Source organism: Streptomyces sp. AF1A (genome assembly GCF_047340315.1).
GTDB lineage: Bacteria > Actinomycetota > Actinomycetes > Streptomycetales > Streptomycetaceae > Streptomyces.
Window position 1 is genome coordinate 1 of sequence record NZ_JBLEBI010000013.1, and the last position, 20,418, is coordinate 20,418.

The 20,418-nt window shown below is 75.4% G+C and carries 6 protein-coding genes; all 6 read right to left on the bottom strand.

What is annotated here, in order from left to right; translation table 11 throughout:
• Positions 1 to 575: acyl carrier protein (locus tag ACLU3S_RS06590; protein ID WP_413950793.1), on the bottom strand; the 575-nt coding region annotated here is incomplete at its 3' end.
• 198 nt (positions 576 to 773) lie between these two features.
• Entirely contained in the window at positions 774 to 14,639 is a 13,866-nt protein-coding gene (locus ACLU3S_RS06595; protein WP_413950794.1) for an SDR family NAD(P)-dependent oxidoreductase, read from the bottom strand.
• Positions 14,640 to 14,799: 160 nt separating this feature from the next.
• Complete coding sequence (locus ACLU3S_RS06600; RefSeq protein ID WP_413950795.1) at positions 14,800 to 16,524, bottom strand: fatty acyl-AMP ligase; 1,725 nt, start codon at positions 16,522 to 16,524, stop codon at positions 14,800 to 14,802.
• Between the two features lie 353 nt (positions 16,525 to 16,877).
• A complete protein-coding gene (locus ACLU3S_RS06605; protein ID WP_413950796.1) occupies positions 16,878 to 17,981 on the bottom strand; it encodes a hypothetical protein in 1,104 nt (367 codons plus the stop codon).
• Between the two features lie 372 nt (positions 17,982 to 18,353).
• Entirely contained in the window at positions 18,354 to 18,890 is a 537-nt protein-coding gene (locus ACLU3S_RS06610; RefSeq protein ID WP_413950797.1) for a hypothetical protein, read from the bottom strand.
• 56 nt (positions 18,891 to 18,946) lie between these two features.
• Positions 18,947 to 20,299 carry a peptidase S8 gene (locus ACLU3S_RS06615; protein ID WP_413950798.1) on the bottom strand — a complete coding sequence of 451 codons (1,353 nt, stop codon included), beginning with the start codon at positions 20,297 to 20,299 and terminating at the stop codon, positions 18,947 to 18,949.
• Positions 20,300 to 20,418: the final 119 nt, after the last annotated feature.

A 20,418-nucleotide genomic window follows, 5' to 3' on the forward strand; every position in this document is an offset into this window, starting at 1 on the left:
GCGGCCGTGGAGGGCGGAAGGGTGGCGGAGGCCGGGGACGGAACGGCGTCCCCGGCGGGAGGCGCGGGCGGGCCGGCGGTCGGGAGCGCACCGGACTCCGCGCCGGGATCCGGCAGCGTGCCGGGGGCGGTGCCCACGACAGCGCGGGTGCCTGCGTGCCGGGCCGGCGCGGCGGCCTCGCTCGGCGCTGCGGCCCCGGTCGCCTCCAGCCAGCGCCGTGCGAGGCTGATCGGACGGGCATCGGCGAACACCTCGTCCAGATCGAACTCGATGCCCAGCTCGCCCTCCAGCTCCGCGACCAGCTCCACGGCGTGCACGGACGTGCCCCCCGCGTCGAAGAAGTCGGCGTCGGGCGCGAGGTGGCCCGCGGGCAGGTAGCGGCCCGCCGCGGCGGCGATGGCCGCGGCCACGCCGTCCACGTCGCGGGCGGGTGGGGCGGGGGCGGCACCGAGGTCCGCGCCGCCGGCGGCCCGCATCACCCTGGCCAGCAGGTCGTCCACGCCCAGCCCGCCGCCACCGCGCTCGATCGCCTCGGCGGTCGCCCGCTGCCCGGAGTCCTCCGTCACGTCACGCATGTAAGCCCTTCCACGATGTGCACGTCCTGTCGCTTGCCCCTGACGAGGTCCTCGGCTCTCGGCAAGGTCCTCGGTTCCGGCAAGCTCCTTGGTTCCAGGTCCTCGGTGCCGACGAGGTCCTTGATTCCGGCAAGGCCCTGGGTTCCGACGGAGGCCCTTGCTTGCGAAGAGGTCCTCGCCCGCCGCCGCGGGACGTCCTCACTGCTGCTCCCAGGAGCGGAACGCCCTCAGGTGGTCCGGTGTGACCACGGCCTCCAGGCGCTCGTCGTCCTGGTCGCCGCCGCCGAGTGCGGCCAGCAGGCGTCGCGCCGGCGCGTTGCGCGGGGTGCGCTCCGCCGTCAGCCGGACCTTCGTGCAGCCCAGTTCCTCGGCGCGGCCGGCCAGCCACTGCAGCAGGCGTTCCTCGACTCCTCGACCGAGCGCCCGGCAGCTCATCAGCCAGCCCAGGACGTCCAGTTGGTCGCCGTCCGCACTCAGGGCGAGCACGGCGATCTGGCCGTAGTCGCCGAACCGGTCCCGGGCCGCCGCCGTCCACACCTCGCCGCGCTGCCGCCACCGGGCGACGTCGCCGCCGTCGGCCGACCGGGGGTGGAGCGTGAACTGGTTGGTGCGGCGGACGAGTTGCTCGGCTCGCTGCACGTCCGCCTCGGTCAGCTCCCGGATGTCGACCTCCAGCCGCAGGTGCGCGAGGAACTCCGCGAAGCCGGCGGTGGCACGGACGGCCTCCCGCTCCTGCTCCTGCGCGTAGAACCGGGCCCGCAGCGCGTCCTCGGCGGTCGCCGGCGGGGGGACGAGCGGCCACAACCGGCCCAGGAACTCCCCCAGTTCGTCCGCGGGCGGGCAGGTCACCGACAGCACGTGCGGCAGCGCGGCACGCATCTTGGCGATCTCGGCAGGGTTGTCGTCCAGGAACAGGAAGCTGTCCAGGCCGAGGTTGAGCGTGCGCGCGGCCTCGGCCAGGCGGCCCGGCTTCGGCTCCCATGCGGCCGACAGGACGCTGAAGTGCTCCGGCTTCAGCAGACTGTCCGGGCGGTCCAGGACGGCACCGACCGTGGCCTCGTCGTTGTTGCTGACGAGGGCCAGCAGCGCGCCCGCCTCGCGCCACTGCAGCAGCCGGCGGGCGAGCAGGGCGCGCGGGCCGTCCAGGTCGACGGCCTCGGGACCGATCTCGCCGGCGACCCCGCCCCACAGGGTCTCGTCGCCGTCCACCGCGATCACCTTCGGTGCGGGGCGCAGCACCGCGCGCACGACCTCGGCGAGGCGCAGTGCCACCGCCGCCTGGAAGCGCGGGGTGAAGGGCAGGTGGGCCAGCCGCTCGGTCCGCTCGTCGAAGGGTTCCGCGACGGGGTGGTGACGGGTCCAGTCGTCGGGGCCGAGCACCGCGATGCCGGGGAGACGGGCCAGGTCGGCGGCGACCTCGCGCTCCCATCGCCGCAGACGATCGTCCTGACGGGCGGCGGGCAGGAAGCCGACGATCAGCGGTGTACGGGTGCGTTCGGACAGGGCCTTCAGCGCGGCCGGGTAGGCGGCGCGCAGCTCGGCGAGCAGCGCGTCGTCGACCGGGCCGAAGCGCTCCAGGTCCACCGCGCGCAGCAGCACCGCGCCCGCCGCGGTGGCGGGGTCGGCGAAGACGCCCGTGGGATCCTGGAGGCTCGCGAGCACGTGGTGGTACGGCGCTTCGGCGACCGCCGGTCCGCCGTTCCCGGCCCCGTCCTCGATGGCCGCCTCGCACATCGGCGGGAGGTTGCCGAGGGCGAAGGTGGCGGCGAGGGCCAGGGAGCTGCGCAACGCGGGGACGCCACCGGCGCGGGCCGGCACCGCCGGGTCCTCGGCCGTCTCCCCGAGCAACCCGAGGAACTCCTCCCCCAGTTCGGCCGTGGTCGCGGCATCCAGGATGTCCAGGTTGTGGTCGAGCCGGATGCGTGCCGCGTCCGGGGTCATGGTGATCATGAGGTCGAGGTCGGAGTAGCCGGTGCCGGCCGGCAGCACCTCCAGCCCGGTGAGGCGGCGCGAGGAGCGTACGTAGTTGAAGTAGACCTCGACGAGCGGCGCGTTCTCCCGGTGCAGGCCCTGACGGGCCAGGGTGGCCAGGACGTCGGAGAACATGGCGCCCTTGGCCAGGACCCGCTGCAGGCGCGCGTCGGTGCGGTGCAGCACGTCGGCCACCTGCTCCCCGGCGCGGGCCTCGGCCGGGAAGGGCACCGGCACGCCGAAGAAGCCCACCGCGTCGTACGCATCGGCGTGGATGCGGGTGTCCACGGGCACGGCGAGCACGAACCGCTCCCGTTCGCGCTTCCTGGCCAGCAGCACGGTCAGGGTGCCCAGGCAGAAGGCGGCGGGAGTGACGGCCAGTCTGCTCGCGGCCGCCGCGACCCGCTCCATCAGCCCGTCGGGAATCGTCACGGTCACGCTGCCGGCCCGGTACGACCGGGTCGCCGGGCGCGGCCGGGCCAGCTCCAGGTCGAGCCGTTCGCTTCCGTGGAAGTGCTCGCGCCACTCGGCGCCCGCGCCCTCGCCGCCCTGCTGCGCCGCGATGAGCAGCGCGATGTCGCGATTGGTGGCGGTGGTGTCGAGCGGGGTGCCGGACAGCTCCGCGTCGATCTCGCCGGCCACGAGCAGCAGCGACTGCAGGTCGCTGACCGCGTGGTGGGCGCCGAACACCAGGATCTGCCCGTGGGTGCCGCCGTCCACCAGCTCGAACCGCCACAGCGGTGTCGTCGTCAGGTCGAACGGCGGCTCCAGCAGGGTGCGCAGCCGCTCGGCGGCGTCGAGGGGGCCCTCGACGGCCGTCCAGCGGAGCACCGGCTCCGCCGGCTCCCGGTCCACGCGCAGGTGCCGTACGCCTTCCTCGCCGGTGACGATCGCGGTGCGCAGGGCCGCGTGCCGGGCGACGAGCCGGGTGAGGATGCCGGCGAGCGTCTCGGGGGTGGTCGGCGCGGTCAGCCGTACGGCGAGGCCGATGCCGTGTGCCGCGTCCGGCATGTCCGGCCGGGCGCTGCGCAGCAGTCGTACGACGTCGCGGGTCGCGGGCCGCAGTTCGCTCTCCGGGACCTCCCCCGCGAGGGCGCCGGAGTCCTCCCGTTCCACGACCTGCCGCTCCGGAAGGCCCTCGGCCAGGGCCCGGGCGAGGCCGCGGATGTCGGATGCCGCGAACACGTCCGCGGCCGGGAGCTCCACGCCCAGTTCACGGACGAAGGCGTTGCGCAGCCGCACCAGCATCAGGGAGTCCAGGCCCAGTTCCTTCAGGGCCGTGGTCGCCGACACGTCGACCACTCCCCCGGAGACCTCGCCGACCCGGGCCCGGACGTACGCCTCCAGCCAGGTGGCGCGGTCCTCGCCGGTCGTCGCCGCGAACACCTTCTTCACCAGGTCGTCCGAGGCGGCCGTGCTCGTGGGCACGGTGACCAGGTCGCCCAGGATCGGACGGGTGCGCACGGCGTCGGGGACGAGCGTCAGCATCTCCCGGTCCAGGGCCATCGGCGCGAGTTGGCGGCGGTCGTCGGCCAGTACCCGCTCGAACAGCTCGCCGCCCTCCTGCGGAGAGAAGGCCAGCAGGCCCGAGCGGCTGGTCTCGGCGGACCGGGTGCCGGAGCCGGCGACCATGCCGACTCCGGCCCAGGCGCCCCAGTCCAGGCTCAGTGCCCGGCGGCCGGAGCGGGAGAGGTGGTGCGCCCAGGCGTCTAGGAAGGCATTCGCGGCCGAGTACGGGCTCTGCCCGGCCGAACCGAGGAGTCCGGCCGCGGAGGCGAACAGGACCAGGTTCCCGGCCTCCGGGACCAGTTCGGTCAGCAGGGCGGTGCCCAGGACCTTCGGGGCGAGGACGCGCAGGACGCGCTCGTCCGTCAGGTTCGCCACCGTGGCGTCGTCGAGGACTCCGGCCGCGTGCACGACCGTGGCGATCGGGCCGCAGGCGTCGCGTACGGCGTCCAGGGCGGCCGTGAGGCCCGCCCGGTCGGCGACGTCGGCGCGGGCCACGTGGACGGTGACGCCCCGCTGCTGGAGGCCCGTGATCCAGTTCCTGGCCTCGGCGTCGGGCGTTCCCCGGCTCATGAGGGCCAGTCGGCGGGCCCCGCGGCGGACCAGCCGCTCGGCGACGACGCGGCCCAGGCCGCCCAGACCGCCGGTGATCAGGTGCACGCCGTCCGCGGCGCTCCCGCCGGTTCCGTCGTCGTGCGGGCGGGTGCGGGCGAGGCGCGGCACCAGGCGGCCGGTGCCGCGCAGGGCGACGAGCCGTTCGTCGTCGGCGTGCCTGAGCTGGGTCCACAGGGCGTCGACGCCGTCGGTGGGCGGCAGGTCGATCAGCGTGGTCGACAGCTCCGGCTGCTCCTGCGCCACCGCCAGCCCGAAGCCCCAGGCGAGCGCCTGCTGTGGGTTGGTCACCGCGGTGCTGTCACCGGCGGCCTGGCTGCCGCGTACGACCACGAACAGGCGCGGGGCCCGGCCCTGCGGGCGGCCGGTGAGGGAGCGCACCAGATGCAGGGTGCTCAGGCAGCACAGCCGCGCCGCCCGCTCGGCCGAGCCGGCGTCGACGACCGCCGGGGCGTCGAGCGCGGTCAGCTGGACCACCTGTGCGGGCTGCTCGCCCGCGAACGCCTCGTCCAGCAGCCGGGCGAGGTGGTCGGGGTCGGCCGGGTCGAGGACGTAGCGGCCGGGTCCCTCCATGGCGAAGGCGCTGCCCGGGCGGGCGATGACGTGCGGCACCGAGGAGCCGAGTCGTTCGCCGAGTGCGGTCGCCACCCCGGTGTCGTCGGCCAGGATCAGCCAGCTGCCCTTGACCGGCGGTTCCTGCGCCACCGGGCGCGAATGCCAGCGGGTCTCGAAGAGGGAGTCGTCCGGCGGCGAGAGCACGGCCAGCCGGAACTCCTCGATCTCCAGCAGGAGTTGCTCGTCGTCGTCCCAGATCCTGATGTCCAGGGTGGCGGTGTCGTCGGACACGGAGCGCAGTTCGCAACTGGTCCAGGCCGGCGTGGTGCCGAGGCCGGTGAACCGCAGCCGTCCGGCCCCTGCGGGCACGAAGGCCCTTTTCTCGGGTGCGGCCCCGGGCAGGGCCGCGGTGTGGAACGCGGCGTCGAGGACCGCGGGGTGCAGCAGGTGACCCGCGGCGGGTCTGGCGGCCAGTCGGGCCACGGCCGCCGAGTGCCCGCGGCGGCCCTGCTCCAGGCCCCGGAAGGCGGGGCCGTAGCCGATGCCGACGACGCTCAGCCCGGCGTACACCGCCGGCAGGTCCACGTCCTGTGTGCACTGCTCACGCAGGGCATCGAGACGTACGGTGTCGGGCCGCACGTCGGCGGGGGGCTGCGCGTCGGCCGGGGGCTGGGCGTCGGCCAGTGGCCGCACGTCAGCCGGGAGCCGCACCTCGGCCGGGAGCCGCACCTCGGCCGGGGGCTGCGCGTCGGCCGGGGGCTGTGCGTCGGCCAGTGGCTGCCCGCCGGCCGGGGACTGCTCGTCGGCGGGGGGCCGCACCTCGGCCGGGGGCTGCTCGCCGGACACCGCGATGCGCCCGCTGACGTGCCGCTCCCACCGCGGGCGCGGCTCACCGGCGGCCGCGGAGGCAACCGTGAAGGACCGGAAGCCGTCCCGGGCGGGCCGCAGCACCAGCTGCACCCGCACGGGCCGCTCCGGATCCAGTCGCAGCGGCTGCACGAACTCCACATCTTCCAGACGGACTTGGCGTCCGCCCTGCACCGCGGAGGCGGCCTCCAGCGCCATGTCGAGGAAGGCGGCGCCGGGCAGCCAGACCTCGCCGTTCACCCGGTGGTCGCTCAGATAGGCGAAGCGGCTGTCGCGCAGGTCGACGTCGCTCTGGAAGAGGTGCCGGCCGGGCTCGTCGCTGGACTGGACGTGCGTGCCGAGGAGAGGCGAGGTGCCCGTGGCGGTGGCCGGGGCGGGCGTCAGCCAGTGGCGTTCGCGGGCGAAGGCGTACGTCGGCAGATCGACGCGGCGGCCCCGCGGGAACAGCGCAGGCCAGTCGGGGGTGTGCCCCGCGACGTACAACTCGCCGACTCTGCGCAGCAGGACCTCGATGCCGTCCTGCTGACGGCGCAGCGAGCCGACGCCGGCCACGTCGGTCCCGGCCTCGGCGGCCACCGCCTCGATGGAGGACAGCAGCGAGGGGTGCGGGCTGAGTTCGACGAAGTAGCGGTAGCCGTCGTCCAGCATCCGCCGGACGGTGTCCGCGAAGCGGACGGGCCGGCTGAGGTTGGCGTACCAGTACTCGGCGTCCAGCCGGTCGCCGGAGACGGGTTCGGCCAGCACGGTCGAGTACAGCGGGGTCGGCGCCTGTGCGCCCCGGATGCCGGAGAGGCGTTCGAGCAGTTCCTTGCGCAGGGGTTCCATCAGCGGGGTGTGCGAGGCGAACGGCGTCGACAGGTGTCGTACGGCGATCCCCCGCTCCTCGAGGTGACGGCGCAGCTCGGCCAGGGCGTCGGCGCCGCCGGAGACGGCCGTGGAGGAGGCGCTGTTGACCGCGGCGACGAACAGCCGGTCCGCGTAGGGGGCGAGCAGTTCCTCGGTCTGCGCCCGCGGCAGCTCCACCGCGACCATCCCGCCCTGCCCGACCAGCGGGACGACGGCCCTGGCCCGGCCGGTCACCACGGCCACGGCGTCGTCCAGGCCGAGCGCGCCCGCGCTGTACGCGGCTGCGATCTCGCCCAGGCTGTGCCCGACCACGGCGTCCGGGGCCACGCCGAGGGCCCGCCACGCGGCGGCCAGCGCGGCGTTGACGGCGAACAGCACCGGTTGCAGGCACTCGGTCCGGTGCAGCGGGGAGAACTCCTCCGGCGCCCGCAGCGCGTTGAGCACCGACCACCCGACGTGGTGCTGCACCGCCTGGTCGATCCGGGTCAGCTCCTCGCGGAACGCCTGCGACCCGGACAGCAACTCCAGGCCCATGCCTGGCCATTGGCCGCCGTGCCCGGCGAGGACGAAGGCCACCTTGCCCGCGGCGTCCTCGCGCGGCGCGGCGGGCCGCGCCCGGCCGCTGCCCACCGCGTCGAGCGCGGCCCGCAGTTCGTCCCGGTCGCCCGCCGTGACCGCCGCCCGCCAGGGGAAGTGGCTGCGGTGCCGGGCCAGGGTGTGGGCGACGTCCGGCAGCGGCGTGTCCTCGGTCAGGTGCCGGGCCAGCCGTGCGGCCTGACCGCGCAGTGCGGCCTCGCTGCGCCCGGACAGCACGAACAGCCGCTTTCCGGACGGGGGTTCACTTGCGGGCGCGGGCTCCGGCGGGGACGGCGGGGCCTCCTCGACGATCACATGGGCATTGGTGCCGCTGATCCCGAAGGCGCTGACCCCGGCCCGCCGGACCCGCTCCCCCGCCGCCGGCCAGGGCACGGCCTCCTGCAGCAGATGGAGGCCGCCGGCCCCCCACTCGACGTGCCGGCTGGGTGTGCCGGCGTGCAGGGTCGCCGGCAGCATCCCATGCCGCAGCGACTGCACCACTTTGATCAGCCCGGCGACGCCCGAAGCGGCCTGGGTGTGCCCGAGGTTGGACTTCAGCGAGCCCAGGTACAGCGGCCGGTGCCGGGGGCGGGAGTCGCCGAAGACCCGCGCCAGGGCGTTCGCCTCGATCGGGTCGCCCAGCGTCGTGCCGGTGCCGTGCGCCTCCACGTAGTCGATGTCGGCGGGTTCGAGGCCGGACAGCGCCAGGGCCCGCCGGATCACCTGTTCCTGCGCCGGGCCGTTGGGCGCGGACAGCCCCTGGCTGCGGCCGTCCTGGTTGACGGCCGTGCCGCGCAGCACCGCCAGCACCTCGTCGCCGTCCCGTCGCGCGTCGCTCAGGCGCTTGAGTACGAGCATGCCGGCGCCCTCGGCCCAGACGGCGCCGTCGGCGTCGTCGGAGAAGGAGCGGCAGCGGCCGGTCGGGGACAGGCCTCGCAGCCGGCTGAACTCCACGAAGGTCTGCGGGGTCACCATGAGCGTCACACCGCCGGCCAGCGCCAGGTCGCACTCGCCCGACCGCAGCGCCTGCACCGCCAGGTGCACCGCGACGAGCGAGGACGAGCAGGCCGTGTCCACCGTCAGCGCCGGGCCGTGCAGCCCGAGCGCGTACGCCAGGCGGCCCGAGGCCACGCTGAGCGCGGACCCGGTGCCGACGTATCCGTCGAGCTGGTCGAGGCGGGAGCCCGACAGGTAGTCGCTGGCGAACATGCCGACGTACACGCCGGTGGTGCTGCCCGCCAGTCCCGCGGGGACGATGCCGGCGCGCTCCAGCGCCTCCCACGCGGTCTCCAGCAGCAGCCGCTGCTGGGGGTCCATGGCGGCGGCCTCCTTCGGGGTGATGCCGAAGAAACCCGCGTCGAAGGACTCGATGTCGTCCAGGAAGCCGCCCTCGCGGGCGTAGGACTTGCCCGGTGCCTCCGGGTCGGGGTCGTACAGCGACTCCACGTCCCAGCGCCCGGCCGGGAACGGGCCGACCGCGTCGCGGCCCTCGGCGACCAGCTGCCACAGCTCCTCGGGGTCGCCCACGCCGCCCGGCAGGCGGCAGGCCATGGCCACCAGGGCGACCGGCTCGTCGGACGCCGCCGCGGGGGTGTGCGGCGTGGCGGGTGCGGACGGACGGGTGGTGGGGCCGGCGGGCGCGAGAGCGGTGGCCAGCAGGTGCGCGGCGAGGCGGGCCGGGGTGGGGTGGTCGAACAGCAGGGTGGCGGGAAGCCGGGAGCCGAGGCGGGCGCCGATGCGGTTGCGCAGCTCCACCGCCGTCACCGAGTCCATGCCCAGCTCGCGCAGCGGCTGGTCCGGGCGGACGGACTCCGCGGAGCGCAGGCCGAGGGCGCGGGAGGCCTCCTCGCGGACCAGGCCGAGGACGCGGTCGGCGCGTTCGGCCTCCGGCAGCCGGGCCAGGCGGTCCGCCAGCGCGTTGGCGCCGTCCCGGCCGGTGCGGGGGGCGGGCAGCAGCGAGCGCCACAGCGCGGCCGCACCGCCGCCCGCGCCGGCCGTGGTCGCGCGCAGGCGGGGCAGGTCCAGCGCCCAGGCGACCAGGTGCGGGGTGTCCCGGCGCAGCGCGAGGTCGACGAGGTCGCGGCCCTGTTCCGGGGTGAGGGCGCGGTGGCCGAGGCGCGCCATCCGCTCCAGGTCGGCGTGTTCGGCGGCCAGGCCCTCGCCCGCCCAGGCGCCGAAGGAGACCGACACGGCGGGCAGGCCCAGGGCGCGCCGGTGGTGGGCGAGCTGGTCGAGGAAGGCGTTGGCGGCGGCGTAGTTGGCCTGGCCCGCGTTGCCGACGACACCGGCGGCGGAGGAGACCAGCAGGAACAGGTCGAGCCGGGCGCCGGCGGTGAGCCGGTGCAGATGTGCGGCGCCGTCGGCCTTGGGGCGCAGCACCCGCGCGAGGCGTTCGGGGGTCAGCTCGGCGACCACTCCGTCGTCCAGGACGCCGGCGCAGTGCACGACGCCGCGGAGTTCACCGGCGACGGCACCGACGACGTCGGCCAGGGCGGCCGCGTCGGCGACGTCGCACGCCGCCACCTCCACCTCGGCGCCGAGCGCTGCCAGTTCGGCGGTGACCTCGGCGCCGCGCGGGTCGTCGGCTCCGCGCCGGGAGGTCAGCAGCAGGCGGGGCACCCCTCGTTCGGCCAGGAGCCGGGCGATGTGGCGGCCGACGGCGCCGAGGCCTCCGGTGATCAGCACGGTGCCGTCGGTGGGTATCCGCGCGCGGTCCTCGTCCGCCGCGCGGGCGCGCACGAGCCGGGGCACGAGCAAGGTGCCCGCGCGCGCGGCGAGTTCGGGCTCGTCCCCGTGCGCGGCGGCGCGCAGGGCGGTCGCGGGATCGGTGCCGTCGAGGTCGAGCAGGGTCAGCCCGAGGTCCGGATGCTCGGCGCGGGCGCCGCGGGCCAGCCCCCACAGCACCGAGTGGGCGAGGCCCGGCACGGTGTCCTGCTCGCCGGCCGCGACCGCGCCGCGGGTCACCCAGACGGTCCGGGCGGGCGCCGGGTCCTGGGCGAGGAGCTTCTGCAGGTCGGCCAGCGCGGCCTCAGCCATCTCCCGTGCGGCGGCGGCTGGTTCCGCGTCCTCGGGCGGTCGTGGCCAGAACCGTACGAGGACGTCACCGCCGGCGTCGTGGCAGCGGATGCCCGCGGCTTCGAGGCCGCGCAGGGCGGCGCCGACGTCCGGGTCCGACGGGTCGCCGACGACGTTCCAGTCACCGGTCGGTGGCTCCGTCGCCGGCTCGGGCGCCGTCGTCCAGGCCACCTCGTACAGGTGCCGCCCGTTGCCCGCTGCGCCGGCGAGGTCCGCCGGGCTCGCGGCCCGCAGCCGTACCCCCTCCAGCCGGCCCACGGGGAAGCCGTCGCCGTCCCACAGCGTCACGTCCAGGGTGAGATCCGTGCCGGTGCCGCCGGTGCGACGCACGGACACGGTGAGGTCGTCGGCACCGGCGTGCGAGAGCGCGGCGCGGCCCACGGCGACCGGGAGGAGCACCCGGGCGCCGGAGGCGGCGCCCTCTTCGAGGGCCGCGGCCACGTGCAGCGCGGCGTCCAGCAGCGCCGGGTGGACGGGGTAGGGGTCGGCCGGGTCCCGGGTCGCGGACGGCAGCGACAGCCGGGCCAGCAACTCGCCCTTGCCGGTCACCACCGCCTCCCGTACGCCCTGGAAGGCGGGACCGTAACCGAGGCCGAGCCGGGTCAGCCGCTCGTAGGTCTCCGTGCTCCAGGCGGGCTCCGCCGCCTGCGGCCACACCGGCGGCTGCCCCGCCGGTGTGGCCGCCCCGCTCGCGGAGGCGGTGGCGTGCAGGGTCCAGCCGGTGGCCTCCTGGCCGCGCGGGCGGCTGTGCACGGTGATCTCCGGTTCCGGACCGGTGGTGACCACCTCGACGGACACCTCGACCGTGCCGGAGGCGGGCAGCACGAGGGGCGCGAGCAGCAGCAGGTCGCTCACGTCGGCCGGGTCGTCCGGGCGGGCCACCGCGAGGGCGGCGCGGCACAGCTCCAGCAGGGTGGTGCCGGACACCACGGTCCGGCCGAACACGGTGTGGTCGGCCAGCCAGTCGGCGGTGGCCGGGGACCACTCGTTGCGGAAGGTCCAGCGGGTCTCGTCGGCCGACTGCAACTGGACGCCGAGCAACGAGTGCGCGGCGCGGTCGAACGGGCCCGGGCCGTCCGCGGCGGAGTCGGGTTCGATCCAGTGGCGCCGGGTGTCCCAGGCGTAGGTCGGCAGGTCCGCCCGGCCGGCGCCGGGGACCAGGCGCCGCCAGTCCACCCGCCGTCCGTGGACGTGCAGTTCGGCGGCGGCGCGGTCCAGGCAGGCGGGTCCGTCCTCGTCGCGGCGCAGCGAGCCGACGGCGACCAGCTCGTGGCCGCGGTCCTCGCCGATCGTGTGCAGGGCGGTGAGCAGGGAGGGGTGCGGGCTGAGCTCGACGAAGTGGCGGTAGCCGTCGGCCGCCATGCGCTCCACGGTGGGCGCGAAGCGCACGGGTTCGCGCAGGTTGGTGTACCAGTAGTCGGCCGGAAGCTCCTCGGCGACCGGCTCGCCGGTGACGGTGGAGTACCAGACGACCGGCGCGGGGTACGTGGTCACGCCGTCGAGCTCGTCGAGGATCCTCGCGCGGACCGGCTCGACCTGCGCGCTGTGGGAGGCGTAGTCGACGTCGAGGCGGCGGACGAAGACCTGCTCCCGCTCGAGGTCGGCGAGCAGGCCCTCCAGCGGCTCCACGTCGCCGGCGATCACGGTCGCCCGGCCGCTGTTGACGGCGGCGACCGAGACCCGGCCGCCCAGGGCGTCGAGGCGGGCGGCGAGTTCGGTGTGCGGCAGGGCGACGACGGCCATGGCGCCGGTGCCGGACAGCTCGGTCAGGGCACGACTGCGCAGGGCGACGACCGCCGCCGCGTCGTTGAGGCTGAGCGCGCCGGCCACGCAGGCCGCGGCCACCTCGCCCTGGCTGTGCCCGACCACGGCGTCCGGCCGGACATCGCGGGCCCGCCAGGCGGCGGCCAGGGACACCATCACGGCGAAGAGCACCGGCTGGACGACGTCCACGCGATCCAGCGGCGGGGCTCCGGCCTCGCCGCGCAGGACCGCCGCCGCGGACCAGCCGGTGAACGGCCGCAACGCCGCGTCGCAGCGGTCGAGTTCGTCGGCGAACACCGGGTCGCGCTCGAGCAGGTCGCGAGCCATGCCGGCCCACTGGGCGCCCTGTCCGGGGAAGACGAAGGCCACCTTGCCGGCCGGCAGCGTCCGCCGGGGACCGGCGACCAGGCCGGTGTCGGGCCGGTCCTCCGCGAGAGCACGCAGCGCGGCCAGCAGCGCGTCCCGGCCGGCCGCCCGGACGACGGCACGGTACTCGAAGTGGGTGCGGTGGTGGGCCAGCGTCGCGGCCACGTCGGGCAGTCCCAACTCCGGCTGTGCGGCGAGCCGTTCGTGCAGTCGGGCGGCCTGTCCCCGGAGCGCGGGCAGCGTGCGGGCGGACAGCGGGAAGAGCGTCGGGCCGTGCGGCTCGATCTGTGCCGCGGGCTGCGCGGCGAGGTCGTACGGTGCCTCCTCAAGTACGACGTGGGCGTTGGTCCCGCTGATGCCGAACGCACTCACCCCCGCCCGCCGCACGCGGTCGCCGCCGCGCGGCCAGGGCCGGGCGCTGCCGTGCACGGTCAGGCCGCTGCCGGCCCAGTCGATGTGCTCGGTGAGGGTCTCGGCGTGCAGGGAGGGCGGTATGAGCCCGTGCTCGAGGGCGAGCACCGTCTTGATCACACCGCCGATGCCCGCGGCGGCCTGGGTGTGACCGATGTTGGACTTCAGCGAGCCGACGCCGAGCGGCCGGTCGGCGGGGCGGCCCGGTCCGAACACGGCGGCCAGTGCGCGGCCCTCGATGGGGTCGCCGAGCCGGGTGCCGGTGCCGTGCGCCTCGACGTAGTCCACGTCGCCGGGTGCGAGCCGTGCGGCGTCGAGGGCGGCACGCAGCACCCTCTCCTGCGCGGGGCCGCTGGGGGCACTCAGCCCCTGGCTGCGGCCGTCCTGGTTGATGGCCGAGCCCTTGACCACGGCGAGCACCCGGTCGCCGTCGCGGCGGGCGTCGGCGAGCCGCTTGAGCAGCACCACACCGCAACCCTCGGCCCACACCACGCCGTCCGCGTCGGCGGAGAAGGGGCCGCACCGCCCGGACGGCGACAGCCCGCGCAGCCTGCTGAACTCCACGTGTCCCCGCGGGGTCACGAGCAGGCTCGCGCCGCCCGCAAGGGCGAGGTCGCACTCGCCTGCCGCGAGCGCGCGGGCCGCCAGGTGCAGGGCGACCAGGGAGGAGGAGCAGGCGGTGTCGACGGTGACCGCCGGGCCCTGCAGTCCGAGGGTGTAGGCGATGCGCCCGGAGGCCACGCTGGGCGCCGAGCCCGTGCCGACGTGCCCGTCGAGCTGGGCCAGCGAGGCGGAGGCGAGGTATCCGCTGTCGTACAGGCCGATGTAGACGCCCGTGGAGCTGCCGTGCAGCGTCCCGGGGACGATCCCGGCCCGCTCGATCGCCTCCCAGCTGGTCTGCAGCAGCAGCCGCTGCTGCGGGTCCATGGCGTCGGCCTCGCGCGGCGAGATCCCGAAGAAGGGGGCGTCGAAGCGGTCGATGCCGTCGAGGAAGCCGCCGCGCAGCGTGTACGCCGTGCCGGTCGCCTCGGGGTCGGGGTCGTACAGGCCCTGGGTGTCCCAACGGCCCGCCGGCACCTCACGGATGGCGTCCTCGCCGGCGGCGAGCAGCCGCCACAGCCCTTCGGGGTCGTCGGCGCCGCCGGGGAAGCGGCAGGCCATGGAGACGATGGCGATGTCGTCGCCGGCCGGCCGCGCCGGGCCCCCGGCGGGTGCCGGGGTGGCCGCAGGGGCGCCCGGCTCGCGGAGGACCGCGTCGGCCAGCGCGGCGATCGTGGGATGGTCGAAGACGAGCGACGGCTCCAGGGGCCGGCCGGTCCGTTCGGAGAGTTCGGCGGCCAGCGTGACCAACGTCCGTGATCCGAGGCCGAATTCGGCGATCGGCCGGTCCGGGTCGACGGCCAGCGGGTCGAGCCCGGCCGCCTCGGCGACGGCCGACCCCAGCCAGGCCCGTACGTCCTCGGCGGTGGCGAGGGGCGTGGTGGTGGACTGCTTCTGGTGCTCGTTCGCAGGCATCGGGGCAGGTGTCCTCAAGCGGCGGGTGGTGCGGGCGGATTCCGCACGGCGGCGTGCGGCGGCGGCGTACGGCGGGCATCGGGTGACGTACGGCCGCGGGGTGCGGGGGTTCGGCAGGCGCGGCGGGGGGCCGGCGCGGGCGGGCGCCGGCGGCGACGGGTCATCCCGTGACGGGCACGCCGATCACGGCGAGGGCGCCGTCGAGGTAGGCCGCCCGGCAGGCGCGGCGCTGGATCTTCCCGCTGGACGTCTTCGGGATGGTGCCGGGCTGGACCAGCACCACGTCCCGCACCGACAGGGCGTGGGCCTCGCCGACGGCGCTGCGCACCAGGTCGGTGATCTTCTCGGCCTCGCCGGCCGCGTCGGGCGCCACCTCGGCGACCACGACGACGTGTTCGCCCTCCCGGCCGGCGTCCACGGAGAACGCGGCGGTGCAGCCGGGCCGCAGCGCCGGGTGGGACAGCTCCGCGGACAGCTCCAGGTCCTGCGGGTAGTGGTTGCGTCCGTCGACGACGACGAGGTCCTTGAGGCGGCCGGTGACGAACAGTTCGCCGTCGCGCAGGAAGCCGAGGTCGCCGGTGCGCAGGAAGCGGCCCTCGCGGCCGGTGAGGGTGGCGCGGAAGGTCTCCCGGGTGGCTAGGGTGTTGCGCCAGTAGCCCTTGGCCACGCTCGCGCCGGCGACCCAGATCTCACCGACCTCGCCCTCGGGCAGCTCCTCCTGCCGCTCGGGGTCGACGATCACCACGGTGATGCCCGTCCCCGGCCGGCCGCAGCCCACGGCGGCCGCGTCCGCCTCGCCGGCGTGCGGGCCGGTCTCGCCTGCGTCCAGCAGGGTGGGCGGGGCGTCCACCGCGCCGCCGGTGACCATCAAGGTGGCCTCCGCCAGGCCGTAGCACGGATAGAAGGCCTCCTGACGGAATCCGGCCGCGCGGAAGGTCTCGGTGAACCGTCGCAGCGTGGCCGCGCGCACCGGCTCGGCGCCGTTGAACGCGACCTTCCACGAGCTCAGGTCGAGGCTGTCGACCAGCTCGTCGGTGGCGTGCTTCAGGCACAGCTCGTAGGCGAAGTTGGGGCCGCCGCTGGTGTGCGGCCGGTAGCGGCTGATCGCGGTCAGCCAGCGGCCGGGGCGCTGCAGGAAGTGCAGCGGTGACAGGAGCGTGGTGGTGGCGCCCAGGTACAGCGTGTTCAGGATCGGGCCCATGAGGCCCATGTCGTGGTAGACGGGGAGCCAGCTGAGCGTCAGCTCCCCGCCGTACTCCGCGAGGACGTCCGGGGTGTGGCCCATCCGCTCGGTGATGATCCGCTCGTTGTCCAGCAGGTTGCCGTGGGTGACCACCACACCGCGCGGGGCGGAGGTGGAGCCGGAGGTGTACTGCAGGAAGGCCACCGAGTCGGCGGTGAGGTCGGGGGCGCGCCAGGTACCGGCCGCGTCGTCGGGGATGTCCTCGGTGGCGACGCAGGTGACGGCGTCCAGTTCGGGCAGGTGCTCGGCCCCGGTGTGCAGGGCGCCGACGACCTCCCGGCCGCCCAGGATCACCTGGGCGCCGGAGTCGGCCATCAGGCGCTTCATCCGGGTCAGGGCGCGGTGGTTCTGCGACCGTCCCTGCGGGGGCACGCCCGGCACGGCGACCACGCCGGCGGCGAGGCAGCCCAGGAAGGCGGGGACGAACTCCAGGCCGGGCGGATGGAGCAGCAGGGCGCGCGAGCCGGCCAGGCCGCGGTCCTGGAGCCAGCCGGCGACGGCCCGGGTGCGGTGGGCCAGTCGGGCGTAGGAGAGGTCCTGGACGTCTCCGTCGCAGTCGCCGGTCAGGAGGTACCGGTAGGCGGTGCGTTCGGGCTGTTGCTGGGCGTGTGCGGTCAGTAATTCGACCAGGGAACGAGCCATATGACGTGTCTCACCTGTCCGGGTCAGCGGGTGGGGGAACCGGAGTGGACGGCCGCGTGCCGCGCACGCGCAGAAGCCGCCGGCCCGGCCCCCTTGCCAGGTCGTCCGTCTCGACCACTCGCCCGCGGCCGTCCGGCCATGGGTCCCCGGGTCCCCCCACTCAGCTTGCTACTAGTGAGTAGCACCATAACAAGTCCCACCCGGCGACGGGTCGAACACACGTAAACGCTGTGTGTCCAAGAGGAGTTGACTGTGAGCGGTCCGCGCTGCCGGTGACAGGTGTCATGTCCTGGATCAGCTGCGCCGGTCCGCCGAGGCGCCCGGCCGGCGCGCGGGTGCCGACGTGGCGCGGATCACCAGGCGCACCGGGTGACCGCCGTGCCTCGGTCCAGCAGGGCGCGGCCTCGCTCGAGCAACTCGGCGACCTCCGGCCGCGACCCGCCGGGTATCCCCCACAGCAGCGCGCCCCGCACCACCGGCACCGCCCGCGCCCGCAGTCGTTCGTCGGGGTCGCCGAGCAGTGTCACGGCCGCCTGCAGCCGTACGGCGTCCGGGTGCAACAGGAGCGGCCGCCATGCGGACACCCGCTCCCACCGGGGCCGTACCGCATCCAGCCGCCGCATCAGCCACTCGGCCGGCAGCACGTCCGCCGACGGCAGCAGGGCGAGCGTGGCCTCGCGGACCACGCCGGGCGCCGGATCGTCCAGCAGGTGCCGTAGCCGGGAGACGTCCGCCGTGTCCAGCGTCCGCAGCCCCGCCACCGCCCGCGCCCGCACTCCGGGCAGCGGATGGTCCAGCAGCGGCCACAAGAGGGCCGCGTCCGCACGCTCCCCGCACTCCGCGAGACCGATCGCGGCACCGGGCGGCAGCGTCACGTCGCCCGGGTCGGCGCAGCGCGCCCGGTACCAGGACAGCGGATCGGTCCCGTGCTGCCGCAGGACGTACCGGGCGCAGGCCCGCACCAGCGCCGAACGGTCGGCGAGGAAACTCACGGCGCGCTCCGGCCCCTCCAGTCGCCGCAGCGCGGTGACGCCCGCCGAGCGGGCCCTGGGGCTACGGGCGCCCAGCAGTGCGTCCAGCACCTCCTCCGCGTCGCACCTCGTCGCGGCGGCGAGCGCGGCCTCCGAGCACAGCGTCTGTACGACCGCGTCGTCGTCCCGAGCGGCGGCACGGGCCAGTTCCGCTGCCGAAAGGAAGCCCTCCTCGACGGCCAGGCCGTAACCGAACCGGCGTACCGCACGGTCAGGGGACACGAGAAGCGGGGTCAGCCGCTCCCGGGGTGCCCGGCGCAGCAGGTCGTCGAGCAGGCCGAGAGCGAAGTCGCCGCGATGCCGGTCGGCGAGGCGCCGGATCAGCGGGGCCAGCCGTACGGCCGTCTCGGCGTCCAGCGCCTCGCTGAGCCGCTCGCGGGCCCGCGTGCGCACCGGGTCCGCCCAGTCGGCGCACCGCACGGCCACCAGAGGGAGCAGGTCCGGCCGGCGCCCGGAGGGAGAGTGAGCGCGCCCGAACCGGCGAGTCGCCGCACGGCGGGGAGGCTGAACGGGTACCGGCCGGCGTCCACGTCCTGGTCCAGCCGGACCTGCTGAATGAACCTGCCGTATGCGGAGGTCATGAGGCACAGATGGCGCCGGGGCGCGGGGCCGGGGCCGCCGGGACCCGGGGCTCGCCCGCCGTCGGACGGTCGTCGTGGACCACGTAGGACTCCCCGGCCGTGAAGCTGCTTGGTCCTGTCCACGCTACCGGGTGTCGGTACGGCCCGGTGTGCCGGGCCGTACCGACATCATGGTCCCCCGTGCCCGGACGGCGTCAGACGTCCGCCGTCAGGGGGCTCAGTGCTCCTCGCCCTGGCCCATGCCGATGCCGGTCTCCCAGGAGGTGACGAACACGCCGGACTTGTAGACGTCGGTGGTGCCGGGGAAGAGGAAGCTCGTGGCCCGGCTGGTTCCGTCGGGCATGGCGAGGGTGAGGCCGTTGACCTCCACCTTGTTCTCCGGCAGGTCGGGGACCGAGTAGAAGACGGTCGCGTGCAGCGGCGAGTCGGAGCGCAGCACGAGGGTGCCGCCGCGGCCGTTGACGGTCACGGGGACCTTCTTGGCCGCGTCCGGCGGTGAGCTGACGGTGATCAGCGGGGTGTCGCTGAGGCTGCAGGTGATGCCGTCGTGGGCGAGCAGCGTGAGGTCGAAGCTGCGCCGGCTGAGCCCGTAGGAGTAGCCACCGAAGTAGAACGACACGTTGCTGGTGGTGCAGGGCCGGACCGCCGCCTTGGCGGCGGTGGCGGTGGTGGCGGCGTCGGCCATTCCGGAGCCGGTCAGGAGCGCGGCGGACAGCGCCGCGGCGACCGCCGTCGCCCGAGTCCTTCTACGCATGGGACGGGTCCTCTCTTGTCCAGTGGTGCGGGAAGTCCAGTGGTGCGGGAGGCGGATCAGAACGCGCCGAGGCCGTGGGGCATGCCGATTCCGGTCGGCCCGTCCCAGCCCTTGCCGGCGTTGCACAGCGACCTGCCGATCCCGGGGTAGTCGGCGCACTGGTGGAAGTCCTCGTTGTTCCCGCCGGTGATGTCCGTGAAGTCGGACGGCGGCGCCTTGTAGAGGGTGCCCGGCCCCTGCACGGAGCCCAGGTGACCGGCGCGGGCGTACAGTCCGGCGATGTACGGCGCGGAGGCACTCGTGCCGCCCACGATCGTCCAGTCGTTGGGCTCGCCGCTGCTCGGCGCGTAGGTGTCGTAGACGGCCAGGCCCGTCGCCGGGTCGGCGTCCGCGGACACGTCGGCGGCGGCCCGGTGGTGGCCGCATGCGGCGGTCGCCGAGGAGGGCTGCCCGGTGGCGGCGGCGAAGTCGGTCTCGCAGCCGCTGCCGGCCGCCCACCAGGCGGTCGCCGGACCGGTGGCGGGCAGGGTGACGCCGCCCACGGCGATCACCGAGGGCAGGTTGGACGGCCACAGCTGGTGGATGCCGCCGTTGAAGCCCTCGTCTCCGGTCGCGGCGGTGATCGCGACGCCCTTGTGCCGGAGCGCCTTGAGGTAGGCGCCGCTGGTGTTGGTCACGTCCGCGGTGTAGCCGTAACTGATGCTGACGGCCGAGGCGTTGGAGGCCACCGCGGTGTTCACCGCCTTGGCGAAGTCACCGGTGGAGACATCGTTGTCGTCCTCGCCGTCCTGCCAGGGCACGGAGATCTCCACCAGGCGGCAGGTGGGGCACGCGGCCGAGGCCGCGTCGAGGTCGAGCGAGGTCTCGAGGGCGAGTTCCTCCTCGAGGGCGGCTCCGGGGCCGCTCTTCTGCGGCGCCGGCTGCTTGCCGCCCGTGTAGTTCTTCAGGGTGAGGCAGCCGGACGCCGTGTCGCAGGCCGGCAGGCCGTAGGCGGCACGGTAGTGGGCCAGGTCGGCGGCGAGCGTCTCGTCGACGCCGGCGTCGATGATCGCGATGGTCGCCGTGCTCTTCGACGTTGCGGGCAGGTCGTACGCCGTGGCCAGGTCGGCCGGGCCGTAGCCCGCCGGCGCCGACGCGCGCAGCGGCGTGGTGCCGCCGGTCTTCTCGGTGACGACCTGAGCCGCGCACCGCGGGCAGACGGCCCGCACGCCGTGCCGGTCCAGCAGTGACCCGGACCGCACCTCCTGGCGCAGCCGGACGATGGGCTCACCGCTGTCGGCGACGGCGGCCGAGCGGGCGACCCCGCCGGTCGTCGGCGGCGCGGCCACCGCGTGGGGGGAGGCCAGTGCTCCGAACAGCAGAGCGGGGACCGCGGTCACGACCGCCAGTGCGCCGGTCGTCCGACGCACGCGGGCCGTGCGTATGACCGGCCGTCTCCCTCTCATTCGATCCACAGATTCACGAATCCCTTCTGCGCCCGGCCCGTTGGGCACGGGCGCGTCCCAGATCCGCTCCGGCGTTCCGCTGA